Source organism: Pseudomonas chlororaphis (assembly GCA_001023535.1).
GTDB lineage: Bacteria > Pseudomonadota > Gammaproteobacteria > Pseudomonadales > Pseudomonadaceae > Aquipseudomonas > Aquipseudomonas chlororaphis_E.
Genome location: CP011020.1, coordinates 3,007,802 through 3,020,624 on the forward strand (window position 1 = coordinate 3,007,802; position 12,823 = coordinate 3,020,624).

At 63.9% G+C, this 12,823-nt stretch carries 14 protein-coding genes; 9 read left to right on the forward strand and 5 right to left on the reverse strand.

Annotated elements, in window-relative coordinates; all coding sequences use genetic code 11:
- Positions 1-31 precede the first annotated feature (31 nt).
- On the forward strand, positions 32-496 hold the full coding sequence (locus VM99_13285; protein AKJ98995.1) for a membrane protein: 465 nt from the start codon (positions 32-34) through the stop codon (positions 494-496).
- Positions 497-564: 68 nt separating this feature from the next.
- Here the strand turns inward: VM99_13285 and VM99_13290 are convergent, their stop codons facing one another.
- The 4 genes from VM99_13290 to VM99_13305 all read right to left on the reverse strand — a co-directional run bounded on the left by VM99_13290 (position 565) and on the right by VM99_13305 (position 3,258).
- On the reverse strand, positions 565-1,323 hold the full coding sequence (locus VM99_13290; protein ID AKJ98996.1) for a collagen pro alpha-chain precursor: 759 nt from the start codon (positions 1,321-1,323) through the stop codon (positions 565-567).
- The gene (locus VM99_13295; GenBank protein AKJ98997.1) at positions 1,316-1,588 is read right to left on the reverse strand and encodes a membrane protein; all 273 of its coding nucleotides are present in this window, start codon (positions 1,586-1,588) and stop codon (positions 1,316-1,318) included. Before VM99_13295 ends, VM99_13290 begins: the two co-directional genes overlap by 8 nt.
- Positions 1,589-1,746: 158 nt before the next feature.
- Positions 1,747-2,472, reverse strand: a complete 726-nt coding sequence (locus VM99_13300) for a membrane protein (GenBank protein ID AKJ98998.1) — start codon at positions 2,470-2,472, stop codon at positions 1,747-1,749.
- Between the two features lie 90 nt (positions 2,473-2,562).
- Positions 2,563-3,258 carry a membrane protein gene (locus VM99_13305; GenBank protein AKJ98999.1) on the reverse strand — a complete coding sequence of 232 codons (696 nt, stop codon included), beginning with the start codon at positions 3,256-3,258 and terminating at the stop codon, positions 2,563-2,565.
- Between the two features lie 192 nt (positions 3,259-3,450).
- Between VM99_13305 and VM99_13310 the strand changes: the two genes are divergently transcribed.
- The 4 genes from VM99_13310 (at position 3,451) to VM99_13325 (ending at position 5,201) form a co-directional block, all read left to right on the forward strand.
- Positions 3,451-3,948 (forward strand): hypothetical protein, encoded by a 498-nt coding sequence (locus tag VM99_13310; protein AKJ99000.1) that lies wholly within the window; start codon positions 3,451-3,453, stop codon positions 3,946-3,948.
- A gap of 8 nt (positions 3,949-3,956) precedes the next feature.
- Positions 3,957-4,439: a hypothetical protein gene (locus tag VM99_13315; protein AKK01748.1), complete on the forward strand. Its 483-nt coding sequence runs from the start codon at positions 3,957-3,959 to the stop codon at positions 4,437-4,439.
- Between the two features lie 67 nt (positions 4,440-4,506).
- On the forward strand, positions 4,507-4,992 hold the full coding sequence (locus VM99_13320) for a lipoprotein (protein AKJ99001.1): 486 nt from the start codon (positions 4,507-4,509) through the stop codon (positions 4,990-4,992).
- Positions 4,993-4,997: 5 nt separating this feature from the next.
- Positions 4,998-5,201, forward strand: a complete 204-nt coding sequence (locus VM99_13325; protein AKJ99002.1) for a zinc chelation protein SecC — start codon at positions 4,998-5,000, stop codon at positions 5,199-5,201.
- Positions 5,202-5,419: 218 nt separating this feature from the next.
- Here the strand turns inward: VM99_13325 and VM99_13330 are convergent, their stop codons facing one another.
- Complete coding sequence (locus VM99_13330; GenBank protein AKJ99003.1) at positions 5,420-5,977, reverse strand: isochorismatase; 558 nt, start codon at positions 5,975-5,977, stop codon at positions 5,420-5,422.
- Positions 5,978-6,212: 235 nt separating this feature from the next.
- Here VM99_13330 and VM99_13335 point away from each other — a divergent pair, with 235 nt between their 5' ends.
- From VM99_13335 to VM99_13350, 4 genes are all read left to right on the forward strand, one after another.
- Entirely contained in the window at positions 6,213-8,663 is a 2,451-nt protein-coding gene (locus VM99_13335) for an acyl-homoserine lactone acylase subunit beta (protein AKJ99004.1), read from the forward strand.
- A gap of 247 nt (positions 8,664-8,910) precedes the next feature.
- Positions 8,911-9,942 carry an exonuclease gene (locus VM99_13340; GenBank protein ID AKJ99005.1) on the forward strand — a complete coding sequence of 344 codons (1,032 nt, stop codon included), beginning with the start codon at positions 8,911-8,913 and terminating at the stop codon, positions 9,940-9,942.
- Positions 9,939-11,627: an ATP-dependent DNA ligase gene (locus VM99_13345; GenBank protein ID AKJ99006.1), complete on the forward strand. Its 1,689-nt coding sequence runs from the start codon at positions 9,939-9,941 to the stop codon at positions 11,625-11,627. The genes VM99_13340 and VM99_13345 overlap by 4 nt, the downstream gene beginning before the upstream one ends.
- A gap of 403 nt (positions 11,628-12,030) precedes the next feature.
- Positions 12,031-12,813, forward strand: coding sequence for an ABC transporter substrate-binding protein (locus VM99_13350; protein AKJ99007.1), 783 nt, complete (start codon positions 12,031-12,033; stop codon positions 12,811-12,813).
- Positions 12,814-12,823: the final 10 nt, after the last annotated feature.

A 12,823-nucleotide genomic window follows, 5' to 3' on the forward strand; every position in this document is an offset into this window, starting at 1 on the left:
TAATGAATCCTGCGCAGAACGGAGTAACCCGATGACACCCTTTGCCCTCGTCTACACCCTGCATTTACTGGCGGCCCTGGTCTGGGTCGGCGGCATGTTCTTCGCCTGGATGATCCTGCGACCCGCCGCAATGACGGCACTTGAGGGCCCTGCCAGGCTGACGTTGTGGGTAGAAGTGTTTCAGCGTTTTTTCATTTGGGTCTGGGTCGCGGTGCTACTTTTGCCGATAAGCGGTGTAGGCCTGATCCACCTGCGCTTCGCCGGTTTTGAAACCGCGCCGCGCTATGTGCAGGTGATGATGGGCTTGTATGTGGTGATGACGGCACTGTTCATCCGCATCCAGGCCCTGCAGTTGCCACCGCTGCGCAACGCCGTGGCCGCGCAGGACTGGCCGACGGGCGCAGCGGCCCTGGGGAAGATTCGCAGGCTGGTGGGCATCAACCTGCTGATCGGTTTGCTGGTGGTGGCAATCGGCGCGGCGCGACCGATGTTTTAACGCGATCCCTGCCGGGATACGAAATCCTGTGGGAGCAAGCCCGCTCCCACATTTGATCCGTAGCGTGCTTAGAAGCGCTGCACCGTCACCACGCCGGCCGCTCCCGCAGGCCCAGGCTGGCCCTCGGCGCCGGGGCGGCCGCTCTTGCCACCGTCGGCGGTATAGACCAGGCAACCCTTGGCCTTGCCGCCGTGGCCGGGCTTGCCACCCGGGCCGGGAGCGCCGCCGGCACCGCCGTCCACGGTCACCTTGATCTGCTCGGCCGGGTAGGCGCTCGGCAATTCGAGGCGTACCCGTGCACCGGCCGCCCCCGGCAGGCCGTCGCTGCCATTGCTGCCGTCGGCGCCACGCCCCGCCGCGCCCCACGTACAACCCGGCGCCTGGCCGTTCGCACCGTCCAGGCCTACGTAACCCGGCGCACCGGCCCCCCCACGGGCATCCACGGACAACTGCGGCGCCGTCAAGGCATTGAAACGCAGATTCAGATCACGTCCCGGCCGTGCCGCCTTCGTGTAGGTGCCCGGGGCGCCGCGGGAGGTGATCTGGCTGCCCTCGGCCAACTCTGCCTGGGCCACCTTCATGTCCAATGCCTGTTGCGCGGGCACGATGGCGATCCGGGCTTCGCGTCCCAGGTGCAGTTGGCCAACGGACAACTCGGTGACATTGGATGGCACCAGCAACGTGCCGTAGTCGGCCACGTCCAGCCGCTCCAGGGTCAAGGTGCTGGTGGTATTGGGCAAACGCATCAGCGAATGGCTTTCTACCTGGAGCACCTGGGCCGAGGCCCAAGGGCTGACAAGGGCGACGAGCAGACACAATTTACGCATGGGAAGCCTCTGGCGCGGTCGGGAGGGTTTGCAGGTGGAAGATGCCGAACAGCAGCACGCGAAGGCGATCACGGCCCGGCGCAGGCCGGCCCCGAAAACTGGCCCTGAACAGCAGCAGTTCGAGCACATGGAGCACCAGCAACACGGCACCGGCGAGGTTGACCAGCAGATGCAGCGGATGGACGAACGGCATGATCAGGTTGACCAGCACCACCAGCCAGAACAGCAGGGTCAACAAGCGGCCCAGCCCCCAGAACACCTTCATACGTCCTCCCCGACGAACATTATTCTTTGGGCGCACAGTAACGGCTAGCGCGCGCGATAAGCCAGAGGCGGGGGCAAATTTAATTTAACGCGGCTCGATGGCCGCCGGATCGCGCCATGGCGAGCCGGCGGCCCCGGGCCCACTGAAGCGAAGCGCACTCAACGCTGGATGTGCAGGTCCACCCGACGGTTCTGCGCCCGCCCTTCATCAGTCTCGTTGTCGGCCACCGGCTCGCTTTCGCCCTTGCCTTCGCTGGTGAGCTTGTCCGGCGCCAACCCCTGGGTCAGCAGGTACTCCACGACGCTGCTGGCCCGGCGCTCGGACAACCCTTGATTATAGGCCTCGGTCCCGACGCTGTCGGTGTGGCCGACCACGCGGATACTGGCGACGTTGGCATGGCCCAGCTTGCCCATCAACCCATCGAGCTGGCTTCTAGCGGCGGGCGTGAGGTCGGACTTGTCGAAATCGAACAACACCTTGCCGGCATCGTTGAGGGTGATGACCTCCGTCGCCGGTGCCTCGGGCTCGGCCACAGGCGCGCTGGCCGGGTACTGCGGCAACGGGCACCCGTGATGTTCGACCGGGGTGTTGGCCGGCGTGTCGGGGCAACGGTCACGGCGGTCGAACACGCCGTCGCCGTCTTCATCGCCATCCTGGGCGTAACAGATCAACCCACCGCCCAGCAGGCCCAGCGCGGCACCGCCCGCGGCCCAGCCACTGCTTTGGATGGCGCCCAGGCCACCGCCAGCCAGGCCACCGATCAAACTGCAGATCGGCCAGGTACGTTGATTGAGAGAGGCGCTGCCATCGCTGTGGGTGGCGCAACCGGACAACAGACTGCTGGCCAGCAGTACCGGTAAGGCGGCCCTGATTAGAACGTTCATGGTGAAGGCTCCTGTGTCACCGGCCCATACCGGTCACACAGGAGTAAAGACTGCCATCGGTAACTCTACAAGCCGCGGATGGCAAGGGCTTCAGCGGTTTATCCTGATTTCGGTCCGGCGGTTCAGCGCACGTCCGTCGGCGGTTTTGTTGTCGGCCACCGGTTGGCTTTCCCCGGCACCGGACACCGAAACGAAACTGGCGCGCGGCACGCCCTGCTCGACCAGGTATTGCACCACCGAATTGGCCCGTTTCTCCGACAACCGTTGGTTATACGCATCGCTGCCGACGCTGTCGGTGTGGCCGGTGACCCGCAGTTGCGTCGTGGACGTTTCCTGCTTCAACCGGGTCGCAACGGTGCTCAGGACCTCTTTGTCGGTCGGGGTCAGCGTGGCCTTGTTGAATTCAAAGTGCACGTCGCGGATCACGATGGTTTCTTCCTTGACCACCACGGGGGCTTCGACCACCGGCGCCGGTGCAGGTGGCGGGCAGCCATCGGCGTCAACTTGCACGCCCTTCGGCGTGCCCGGGCACTTGTCGCGGCTGTCCGGCACGCCGTCGCCATCTTCGTCGCCGTCGCCATGGGCCCAGCACCAGGCGCCCGCCACGGTACCGGCCACCAGTGCGCCTGGGCCGATCCAGGAACTGCTTTCGATGGCGCCCAACCCCGCGCCGACGACGCCACCGGTGGCCGCACAGATCGGCCAGTCGGTTTTCTGCAAACCTGCGCAACCAGTCAACACACTGGTTAGCAGAACCAGGGGTAACGCTGTCCGAACTATGCTCATCGGGTGTTCTCCTTGAGGGATCGGCATGGCGCCGATTCAGGGGAGTAAAGACCCGAGTTCGGATCTGCGCCAGCTTCACGCAATCGCGACTTTTGCCCCGTGTTTGCGACCGTTCGACACGGTTAAGCGCAAACCGCTCTAGGCCATGATGTCCGAGCAAGCTATCGTGGTGCCCCTGACAGAGGAACTTCGATGACCGTTGCCATTTCTTCGCGCACGCCCCAGCAAGCCTTGGCGGCCGTGCTTGAGCGTTATGCCCCGCAAAAACTGCTGCTGATCGGCGCCAGCGGCTTCCCCGCGCTCGAGGCGTTCCAGCAGGCGCACCCCGCCACGCAAGTGGTGCACGCCGGCCCCGGCCCCTTGCCGGCGGACGTGGCGGCACGGCGTTTTGACCTGGCCCTGGCGCTCGATTGCCTGGAGCATTTGCCCAAGCGCGACGGTCTGAACCTGTTGGGTGGCATCCGTAACCTGAACGCCAGCCGTATCGCCGTGCTCGCGGACCTGAACGCCTGCGGCTGGCAAGAGACAGACTTCTTTTCCCTGGCCCTGCAAGCCAATGAGCGATTCCAGCGCGAGGAACAGGTGCTGACCCTGTTCACCTACGATCTGCTTGAATACAAGCAAGTCCCCGACTGGCTCAACTCACGCTTTTGGGCCAACCCGGAAAACTTTGGAAAATACTGGTGGTAGCCGTGAACATGAGCCCACACACACCCATTTGCCCTTGCGGCAGCGGCAACTTGCTGGACGCCTGCTGCGGCCACTACCACGACGGCCACCCGGCACCTTGTGCGCAAGCCCTGATGCGCTCGCGCTACAGCGCCTACGTGCTGGGGTTGGTGGACTATCTGGTGAGCACCACCCTGCCCGCCCAGCAGGACGGTCTCGACCGCCAGGCCATCAGCGACTGGAGCGCCAACAGCACCTGGCTGGGTCTGGAGGTGGAAAGCAGCGAAGTGTTCGGCGGGCAGCCGGAACACGCCTTTGTCACCTTCACCGCGCGCTGGCACGATGGCCAGGGCGAGCACAGCCACCGGGAACAATCCTCGTTCGTGCAGAACGATGGGCGCTGGTACTTCATCGATCCCTCCGTGCCGGTCAAGGCCGGCCGCAACGACAGCTGTCCGTGTGGCAGCGGGCATAAGTTCAAAAAGTGCTGTGCGGGCTACTTCGGCCGCTGATTTCACGAGCGTCCGACACGCCCCCTCTCGCCAGCGGGCTAGACTGGAATAAACCAGAGGCGCGGACATGACCCAGACAACGCACCTGCTACGCATCACTTGCCTGTTGTTGTTCATCGGGCTTGGCGGCTGTGCGTCCTGGCGAGGTGAACAGGCGCCCGAACCCCAGGTGCACCTGGCCAAGGTCGAGGTGGTGCGGGCGCGGCTGCTGGAGCAGAAGTTCACTTTGCACTTTCGCGTCGACAACCCCGGCGACAGCGACCTGACCGTGCGCGGCCTGACTTACCGGATCCATCTGGGCGACCTGTTGCTGACCGAAGGCGAGCATGAGCACTGGTTCACCGTAGCACCCAGGCACAGTGCCTATTTCAAGGTGCCGATCCGCACCAATCTGTGGCCCCAGGTACGAGACGTGGTGAAACTGCTTCAAAAACCCCGGGAACAGATCCCCTACCGGCTGGAGGGCGAGCTGGAAACCGGCTTATTCATCGCCCACTACGTGCACCTGGAACGCAATGGCGTGATAATCGCCGCCGATTTAATTGCGGAGTAACCCCGATGACCCAGCAACCCCATGTCCACGGCCCTGATTGCAACCACGATCACGACCATCATCACGATCATGACCACGGCCACGTCCACGGCCCGAACTGCGGCCACGCTCACCAGGAGCCGGTGCGCAACGCCCTGAAGGACGTCGGTCGCAACGACCCGTGCCCGTGCGGCAATGGCAAGAAGTTCAAGAAGTGCCACGGGGCTTGAGGGTTCGGGCGAAGAACTTCTTCGCCTGTTGACCCCTGTGTGCGAGCCTGCTCGCGATAGCGCTAGGTCAGCCAGCATTGTTTGACCTGGCCTGCCCTCTTCGCGAGCAAGCTCGCTCCCACAGGATCTTGCAGTGAAACGATATCCGGTGATCGCCGCAGAATCAGTGTGGGAGCGAGCTTGCTCGCGATGAGGCCGGCACATCCAACCTCCCTTGGTCAGCCTGCGTCCAGAATCCGCTGCACACTGACCACCGTCGCATACTCGCCATGCAGGTTGCCCAGGGACATGCCATGCACCTCGCCGGCCGAGCGCGGGTTGCCGAAATAATCGGGCTTGTCGAAAGTGAAGCAGGCGTCTTCGGCCACCCAGGTGTCGAACCCCAGATTGCCGGCCGTGCGCGCCGTGGACTCCACCGAATTGTTCGTCGCCACCCCCACGATGACCAGTTGCTCGACACCCGCCCGACGCAGATCCGCCTCCAGGTGAGTGGCGCAGAAAGCGTCCGGCACATCCTTGTGGATCACCCACTCCCCCGCCAATGGCTCGAAGCGCTGCTGCACCTCCACGCCCGATTGCCCCGGCCAGAACACCGAGTCCGGCGAACGGGACAGATGATGAACGTGCACCACCGGCCGCGCCGACGCTCGCCAGAACCCCAGCAGTTCCAGCATGCGCAACTCAGCCTCGGGGTTGTTGCGAGGCCCGAGCCTGGGATGGAGGATGCCTTTTTGTTGATCGATGAGGATCAAGGCTGCGTTGTTGCGTAGTTCCATGCCATGTCTCCCTGGCTCGGTCATTTGGGCTTTCCCACCTTGCGCGTCCTCCCTTCCTACCTGCAACGCCAGACAAGATCAATCCGCTCCAGCCCTGAAATCACCAAGGTTCCATCCGCGCAGGGGCTTTCATCGCCAAATCAACAAATAACCCTCGCCCCCGCTTGCGCGGCCCCCTCCTGCTCACTAACGTAGCGCCTTTATTGACGACACCCCCTCCCGCAGGAGCTTTGCCATGGCCTCGCCAGCCTCTATTTCCTTCATCCCCCGGCTCGGCGTTGCCGCCGCAGTGGCCAGTGTGCTCGGTTTGAGCGGATGCCAGTCCTGGAACACCCAGGACACTGTCCCGCCCACCTCCGGGGTGCAGCCGCTCAAGGGGCTGGCACAGAATGTTTCGATTCGGCGCAATGCCATGGGCATGCCGCTGATCGAGAGCAACAGCTTCCACGACGCGCTGTTCTCCCTCGGCTACGTCCACGCCAGCGACCGCATCGGTCAGATGGTGACCCTGCGCCTGCTGGCCCAGGGTCGCCTGGCGGAGATGTCCGGTGCCGAGCGGCTGGACGTCGACCGCTACATGCGTGCCGTCAACCTGAAGAAAAACGCCGATGAGCTGTACAAGGCCTCGTCGCCGCGGCTCAAGCGCTTCTTCGAAGTCTATTCCCGGGGCGTCAACGCCTACCTGTTCCGCTACCGCGACAAGTTGCCGGCGGACCTGGCGGCCACTGGCTACAAACCCGAATACTGGAAGCCGGAAGATTCGGCGTTGATGTTCTGCCTGCTGAACTTCAGCCAGTCGGCCAACCTGCCGGAAGAGATCGCCAGCCTGGTGCTGGCCCAGACGGTCAGCCACGACAAGCTCGCCTGGCTGAGCCCGTCCTACCCGGACGAGCCGTTGCCCCTGGCCGAGGCCGACAAACTCCAGGGCATCCGCCTCAATGGCCAGGTGCCAGGCCTCGGCGAGATCAGCCAGGCCAGCAGCCAGTTGGCCGCGATGAACCTGCTGGGCGCTGCGTCGTCGAGCAACTGGGCCATCGCCCCGCAACGCAGCCGCAGCGGCAAGAGCCTGCTGGCCAGCGACAGCCATGGGCCGTTGGGCGTGCCGGCGCTGTGGAGCCCGGTACAGATCCGCGCGCCCAAGTACCAGGCAGCCGGGCTGTCGGTGGCGGGCATTCCGATGATCCTGGCCGGTTTCAACGGCAAGGTGGCCTGGAGCATGAGCAGCGTGCTGGGGGACAACCAGGACTTGTTCCTGGAAAAAATCCGACGCCAAGGCAACGGTCTGTCCTACGAGGTCAACGGCAAATGGCAGCCGGCGACCGTGCGCAACGAAACCTACTTCATCAAAGGCCAGCGATCGATTCGTGAAGCCGTCTACGAGACCCGGCATGGCCCGCTGCTCAACAGCGCCCAAGGCCCGGCCCTGGCCAATGGCTTTGGCCTGGCCTTGCAGACGCCGAGCTTCACCGACGACAAGACCCTGGACGCGTTCTTCGACCTGTCCCGGGCGCAGAGCGCCGAGAAAGCCTCCGATGCCAGCCGGGAAATCCGGGCCATGGCCGCGAACCTGGTCTTCGCCGACGCCAGCCATATCGGCTGGCAAGTCACCGGGCGTTATCCGAACCGCCGCGAAGGTGAAGGCCTGCTGCCGTCGCCAGGCTGGGACGGGCGCTACGACTGGGACGGCTACGCCGACCCGATGCTACACCCCTACGACCAGGACCCGGCCCAAGGCTGGCTGGGCACCGCCAACCAGCGGGTCATCCCCCATGGCTATGGCATGCAGTTGTCCAACTCCTGGGCCGCGCCGGAACGTGGCGAGCGCCTGGCCGAGCTGGCCGGCGCGGGCAAGCACGACGCCCGTAGCCTGAGCGCCATGCAGTATGACCAGACCACCCCGTTTGCGGCCAAACTCAAGAAAGTCTTCGAAGCCCCCGGCATGGCCCTGCCGCTCAAGCAGGCGATCGACGCCCTGCCGGTGGCCGACCGGGCCAAGGCCCGCGAAGCCTACACCCGCCTGATGGCGTTCGATGGCCGCCTCAGCCCGACGTCCGCTGACGCTGCGATCTATGAGCTGTTCCTGCAGGAAAGCATGAAGCAGATCTTCCTCGACGAACTGGGCCCGGACAGCAGCCCGGCGTGGAAAGCGCTGATTGCCAACGGCCAACTGTCCTACGCCGCCCAGGCCGATCATCTGCTGGGGCGCGAGGACAGTCCGTTCTGGGACGACGTGCGCACACCGCAGAAAGAAGACAAGGCGCTCATCCTCGCCCGCAGCCTGGCGGCGGCCATCAGCGCCGGTGACAGCCAACTGGGCGGTGCTCACCAGGCCTGGCAATGGGGCAAGTTGCACAACTACGCCTGGAAAAACAGCAGCGGCCAGGTCGTACGTGGCCCGGTAGCGGCAGGCGGCGATGCCACCACGCTCAACACCGCGGCGTTCGCCTGGGGACAGGACTTCAACACCGCCGTGGCCCCAGCCATGCGGCTGATCGTGGACTTCGGCCAACCTGAACCGTTGATGGTCCAGGACGGCGCCGGTCAATCCGGCAACCCGGCGAGCCCGAACTACCTCAATGGCATCGACCCGTGGATCAAGGGCCAGTACCAGAACCTGCCGCTGCAACCGCAGAACTTCGACCGGGCGTACGGCAAGACGCGGTTGACCTTGGTGCCGGGCAAATAGCGGCACTGCACCTCACTGTGGCGAGGGGATTTATCCCCATTGGACTGCGCAGCAGGCCCAAACCAGACAACTCAATTTGCCTGATACAAAGAGTTGTCTGTTTTCAGGGTCGCTGCGCAACCCAACGGGGATAAATCCCCTCGCCACATTTGCTCAACCTTACAGAAGAGCCTGCCCCGCCAAACCCGATAGAACTTCTCACCCCGCGCTCGCCTCTACCTGACAAGCCCATCACCCCGGTGATTGCATGGATCTTGTCATTGCTCGCCCTGAAGGACTGTATTGCCCGCCCGGGGATTTCTACATCGACCCCTGGCGTCCAGTGGAACGCTCGGTCATCACCCACGCCCATGGCGACCACGCCCGCGGCGGCAACCAGCACTACCTGGCCGCGGCCCCCGGCGAAGGCATCCTGCGTTCGCGGTTGGGCCAGGACATCAACCTGCACACCCTGCCCTATGGCGAACGCCTGGTGCATCACGGCGTGACCCTGAGCTTTCATCCCGCCGGCCATGTGTTGGGGTCGGCCCAGGTGCGGCTGGAACACCGGGGCGAAGTCTGGGTCGCCTCAGGGGACTACAAGGTCGAACCCGACGGCACCTGCGCGCCGTTCGAACCGGTGAAATGCCACACCTTCATCACCGAGTCGACCTTCGGCCTGCCCATTTATCGCTGGCAACCCCAGGCGCAGATCTTCGACGAGATCAACCAGTGGTGGCGAGCCAACATTGCCGCGGGGCGCGCCAGCGTGCTGTTCTGCTATTCCTTCGGCAAGGCCCAGCGAATTCTCCACGGCATCGATGCGAGCCTCGGGCCGATCCTCGCCCATGGCGCGGTGGAACCGTTGAACCGCGTCTACCGCGAGGCCGGCGTCCACCTGCCGCCGACCCTCTATGCCGGCGACGTGAAAAAGAACGATCCACTCATGGGCCAGGCGCTGGTCATCGCCCCGCCGTCGGCCGGCGGCAGTACCTGGATGCGCCGTTTTGGCGACTATAGCGATGCCTTCGCCAGCGGCTGGATGCGCCTGCGCGGCACCCGCCGGCGGCGCGGCGTCGACCGCGGCTTCGTGCTCTCCGACCACGCCGACTGGCCAGGCCTGCTCTGGGCCATCGAGCAGACCGGCGCCGAACGGGTCATGGTGACGCACGGCTCGGTGGGCGTACTGGTTCGTCATCTGCGCGAGCAAGGTCTCGACGCCCAGGGCTTCACCACGGAATACGGCGACGACGAGGAAGACGTGGCCAGCACCGCCGACGCCGACGAGGACGCGTCATGAAAGCCTTTGCCGAGCTGTATGCCGACCTGGACGCCACCACCTCCAGCAATGCCAAGCTGGCGGCCATGCAGGACTACTTCGCCAAGGCCTCACCCCAGGACGCGGCCTGGGCCGTGTACTTCCTGTCCGGCGGACGCCCGCGGCAGTTGGTCCCGGTCAAGGTCCTGCGGGAGTTGGCGGTGCAGGTCTCGGGGTTGTCCGCCTGGCTGTTCGAGGAAAGCTACCAGGCCGTGGGCGACCTGGCCGAAACCATCTCGTTGGTCATGCCGGAGTCGCCCCACCTTTCCGACGAAGGCCTGGCCTCGTGGATCGAACGCAAACTGCTGCCATTGCGCGGCGAAACCCCGGAGGTGCTGGCGCAACGCTTGCCGGCGTTGTGGGCGCAACTGGACCGACCGAGCCTGATGCTGTGCATCAAGCTCATCACCGGCAGCTTTCGCGTCGGCGTGTCCAAGCTGTTGGTCACCCGCGCCCTGGCCGGCTTGGCCGGGCTGGACAGCAAGCGGGTGGCCCAGCGCCTGGTGGGCTACACCGATCTGGCCCACCGCCCGACCGCCGCGGCTTACCTCAAGCTGATCGCCGCCGAATCCGCCGATGAACATGCCCAGCGCGGCGGCCAGCCTTATCCGTTCTTCCTGGCCCACGCGTTGTCTGCACCGGTGGAGCAATTCGACGCCCTGCTGGGCCCGGCCAGTGACTGGCAAGTGGAATGGAAGTGGGACGGTATCCGCGCCCAGGTGGTCAAGCGCGATGGCCATCTGTGGGTCTGGTCCCGGGGCGAAGAACTGGTGACCGAGCGTTTTCCCGAATTGCATTCATTGGCCCAGGCTTTGCCTGATGGCACGGTGATCGACGGGGAAATCGTCGTCTGGAAAACCTCGGAGCCGCTGACCGAGGATGCCTTCGATCCGCAGGCGCCGCTGTCCGCCTCGGTGCAACCGTTCGCCCTGTTGCAGCAACGCATCGGCCGCAAGACCCTGGGCAAGAAAATCCTCGACGACGCGCCGGTGGTGGTGATGGCCTACGACCTGCTGGAGTGGCAGGGCGAGGACTGGCGCAGTCGCCCCCAGGCCGAACGCCGCGAGCGCCTGGAAGCATTGCTGGCGCGGGCCCATAGCACGGTCCTGCTGCCTTCGCCCCTGGTCACCGGCCAGGATTGGCCCGACCTTGCCCGGCAGCGGGAAGCATCCCGCCGGCTGGGCGTCGAAGGCATGATGCTCAAGGCACGCGATGCGCTGTACGGCGTCGGCCGCACCAAGGACATGGGGGTGTGGTGGAAGTGGAAGATCGACCCGTTCAGTGTCGATGCGGTGCTGATCTACGCCCAGCGCGGCCACGGTCGACGCGCCAGCCTCTACAGCGACTACACCTTCGCGGTCTGGGACAACCCGCCAGGCAGTCGCGACCGCACCCTCGTGCCGTTCGCCAAGGCCTATTCAGGCTTGACCGACGCTGAAATGCGCCAGGTCGACAGCATTGTGCGCAAGACCACCCTGGAAAAATACGGTCCGGTGAGCAGCGTCACGCCGACCCTGGTGTTCGAGCTGGGCTTCGAAGGCATTGCCCTGTCCAAGCGCCACAAAAGTGGAATCGCGGTCCGGTTCCCCAGAATGCTGCGTTGGCGCAAGGACAAGCCTGTCGAGGAAGCGGACACACTGGCAACGCTGCAGGATTTGTTGAAGTAAGCCTGAATGGGCCGGGCCTGTAAAAACTCCCAAGGTAACCACTGTCAATGTGGCGAGGGATTTATCCCCGTTGGCCTGCGTAGCAGGCCCAAACCAGACAACTCAATTTGCCTGATACAAAGCGTTGTCTGTTTTAAGGGCCACTTCGCAGCCCAACGGGGATAAATCCCCTCGCCACAAAGGCACCGCAATGCCACTGACGCCCCATCCCGGTGCACCTTTTTGTTGTACGATCTCTCCCGCGCACCAACGCGTTCCGCTTCCCGCTGCCAAAGCTTTTAAAACACTTGTTCGGCACTCTGGTTCGGAAATTGCTACCTTTATGCCGTCATACCGTTCTCGCCTTCACCGGTAACAATACTTACGCGCCATGGGCGCTCATATTGGTTTTAGGGATTGAATAATGAAAAAAACACTGCTGACCCTTTCTGCACTGGCGTTGTGCATGGCTGCTGGCGTCGCCACCGCCAAGGAATACAAGGAACTGCGTTTTGGTGTCGACCCTTCCTACGCCCCCTTTGAATCCAAGGCCGCCGACGGCAGCCTGGTCGGTTTCGACATCGACCTGGGCAATGCCATCTGCGAAGAGCTGAAGGTCAAATGCAAATGGGTCGAAAGCGATTTCGACGGCATGATCCCGGGCCTCAAAGCCAATAAATTCGACGGCGTCATCTCTTCGATGACCGTGACCCCGGCCCGTGAGAAAGTCATCGACTTCTCCAGCGAACTGTTCTCCGGCCCAACGGCCTATGTCTTCAAGAAAGGCTCGGGCCTGACCGAGGACAAGGCCTCGCTCAAAGGCAAGACCGTCGGCTACGAACAAGGCACCATCCAGGAAGCCTATGCCAAAGCCGTGCTGGACAAGGCCGGCGTCAAGACCCAGGCCTACCAGAACCAGGACCAGGTCTATGCCGACCTGACCTCCGGCCGTCTCGATGCGGCCATCCAGGACATGCTGCAGGCGGAGCTGGGCTTTCTGAAATCGCCTAAAGGCGCCGACTATGAAATCAGCAAGCCGGTGGACAGCGAACTGCTGCCGGCCAAGACCGCCATCGGTATCAAGAAAGGTAACAGCGAGCTGAAGGCGCTTTTGGATAAAGGTATCAAAGCGTTACACGACGACGGCAAATACGCTGAAATCCAGAAAAAACACTTTGGCGATCTGAATCTGTACAGCGGCAAATAATGCGCTGCGC

What these genes read in the sequence shown, in the direction of transcription:
- VM99_13300 (AKJ98998.1), bottom strand. Translation starts at nt 2,472, where the DNA reads ATGAACGTTCTAATCAGGGCCGCCTTACCGGTACTGCTGGCCAGCAGT.
- VM99_13345 (AKJ99006.1), top strand. Translation starts at nt 9,939, where the DNA reads ATGAAAGCCTTTGCCGAGCTGTATGCCGACCTGGACGCCACCACCTCC.
- VM99_13305 (AKJ98999.1), bottom strand. Translation starts at nt 3,258, where the DNA reads ATGAGCATAGTTCGGACAGCGTTACCCCTGGTTCTGCTAACCAGTGTG.
- VM99_13290 (AKJ98996.1), bottom strand. Translation starts at nt 1,323, where the DNA reads ATGCGTAAATTGTGTCTGCTCGTCGCCCTTGTCAGCCCTTGGGCCTCG.
- VM99_13325 (AKJ99002.1), top strand. Translation starts at nt 4,998, where the DNA reads ATGACCCAGCAACCCCATGTCCACGGCCCTGATTGCAACCACGATCAC.
- VM99_13315 (AKK01748.1), top strand. Translation starts at nt 3,957, where the DNA reads ATGAGCCCACACACACCCATTTGCCCTTGCGGCAGCGGCAACTTGCTG.
- VM99_13335 (AKJ99004.1), top strand. Translation starts at nt 6,213, where the DNA reads ATGGCCTCGCCAGCCTCTATTTCCTTCATCCCCCGGCTCGGCGTTGCC.
- VM99_13295 (AKJ98997.1), bottom strand. Translation starts at nt 1,588, where the DNA reads ATGAAGGTGTTCTGGGGGCTGGGCCGCTTGTTGACCCTGCTGTTCTGG.
- VM99_13320 (AKJ99001.1), top strand. Translation starts at nt 4,507, where the DNA reads ATGACCCAGACAACGCACCTGCTACGCATCACTTGCCTGTTGTTGTTC.
- VM99_13330 (AKJ99003.1), bottom strand. Translation starts at nt 5,977, where the DNA reads ATGGAACTACGCAACAACGCAGCCTTGATCCTCATCGATCAACAAAAA.
- VM99_13310 (AKJ99000.1), top strand. Translation starts at nt 3,451, where the DNA reads ATGACCGTTGCCATTTCTTCGCGCACGCCCCAGCAAGCCTTGGCGGCC.
- VM99_13285 (AKJ98995.1), top strand. Translation starts at nt 32, where the DNA reads ATGACACCCTTTGCCCTCGTCTACACCCTGCATTTACTGGCGGCCCTG.
- VM99_13350 (AKJ99007.1), top strand. Translation starts at nt 12,031, where the DNA reads ATGAAAAAAACACTGCTGACCCTTTCTGCACTGGCGTTGTGCATGGCT.
- VM99_13340 (AKJ99005.1), top strand. Translation starts at nt 8,911, where the DNA reads ATGGATCTTGTCATTGCTCGCCCTGAAGGACTGTATTGCCCGCCCGGG.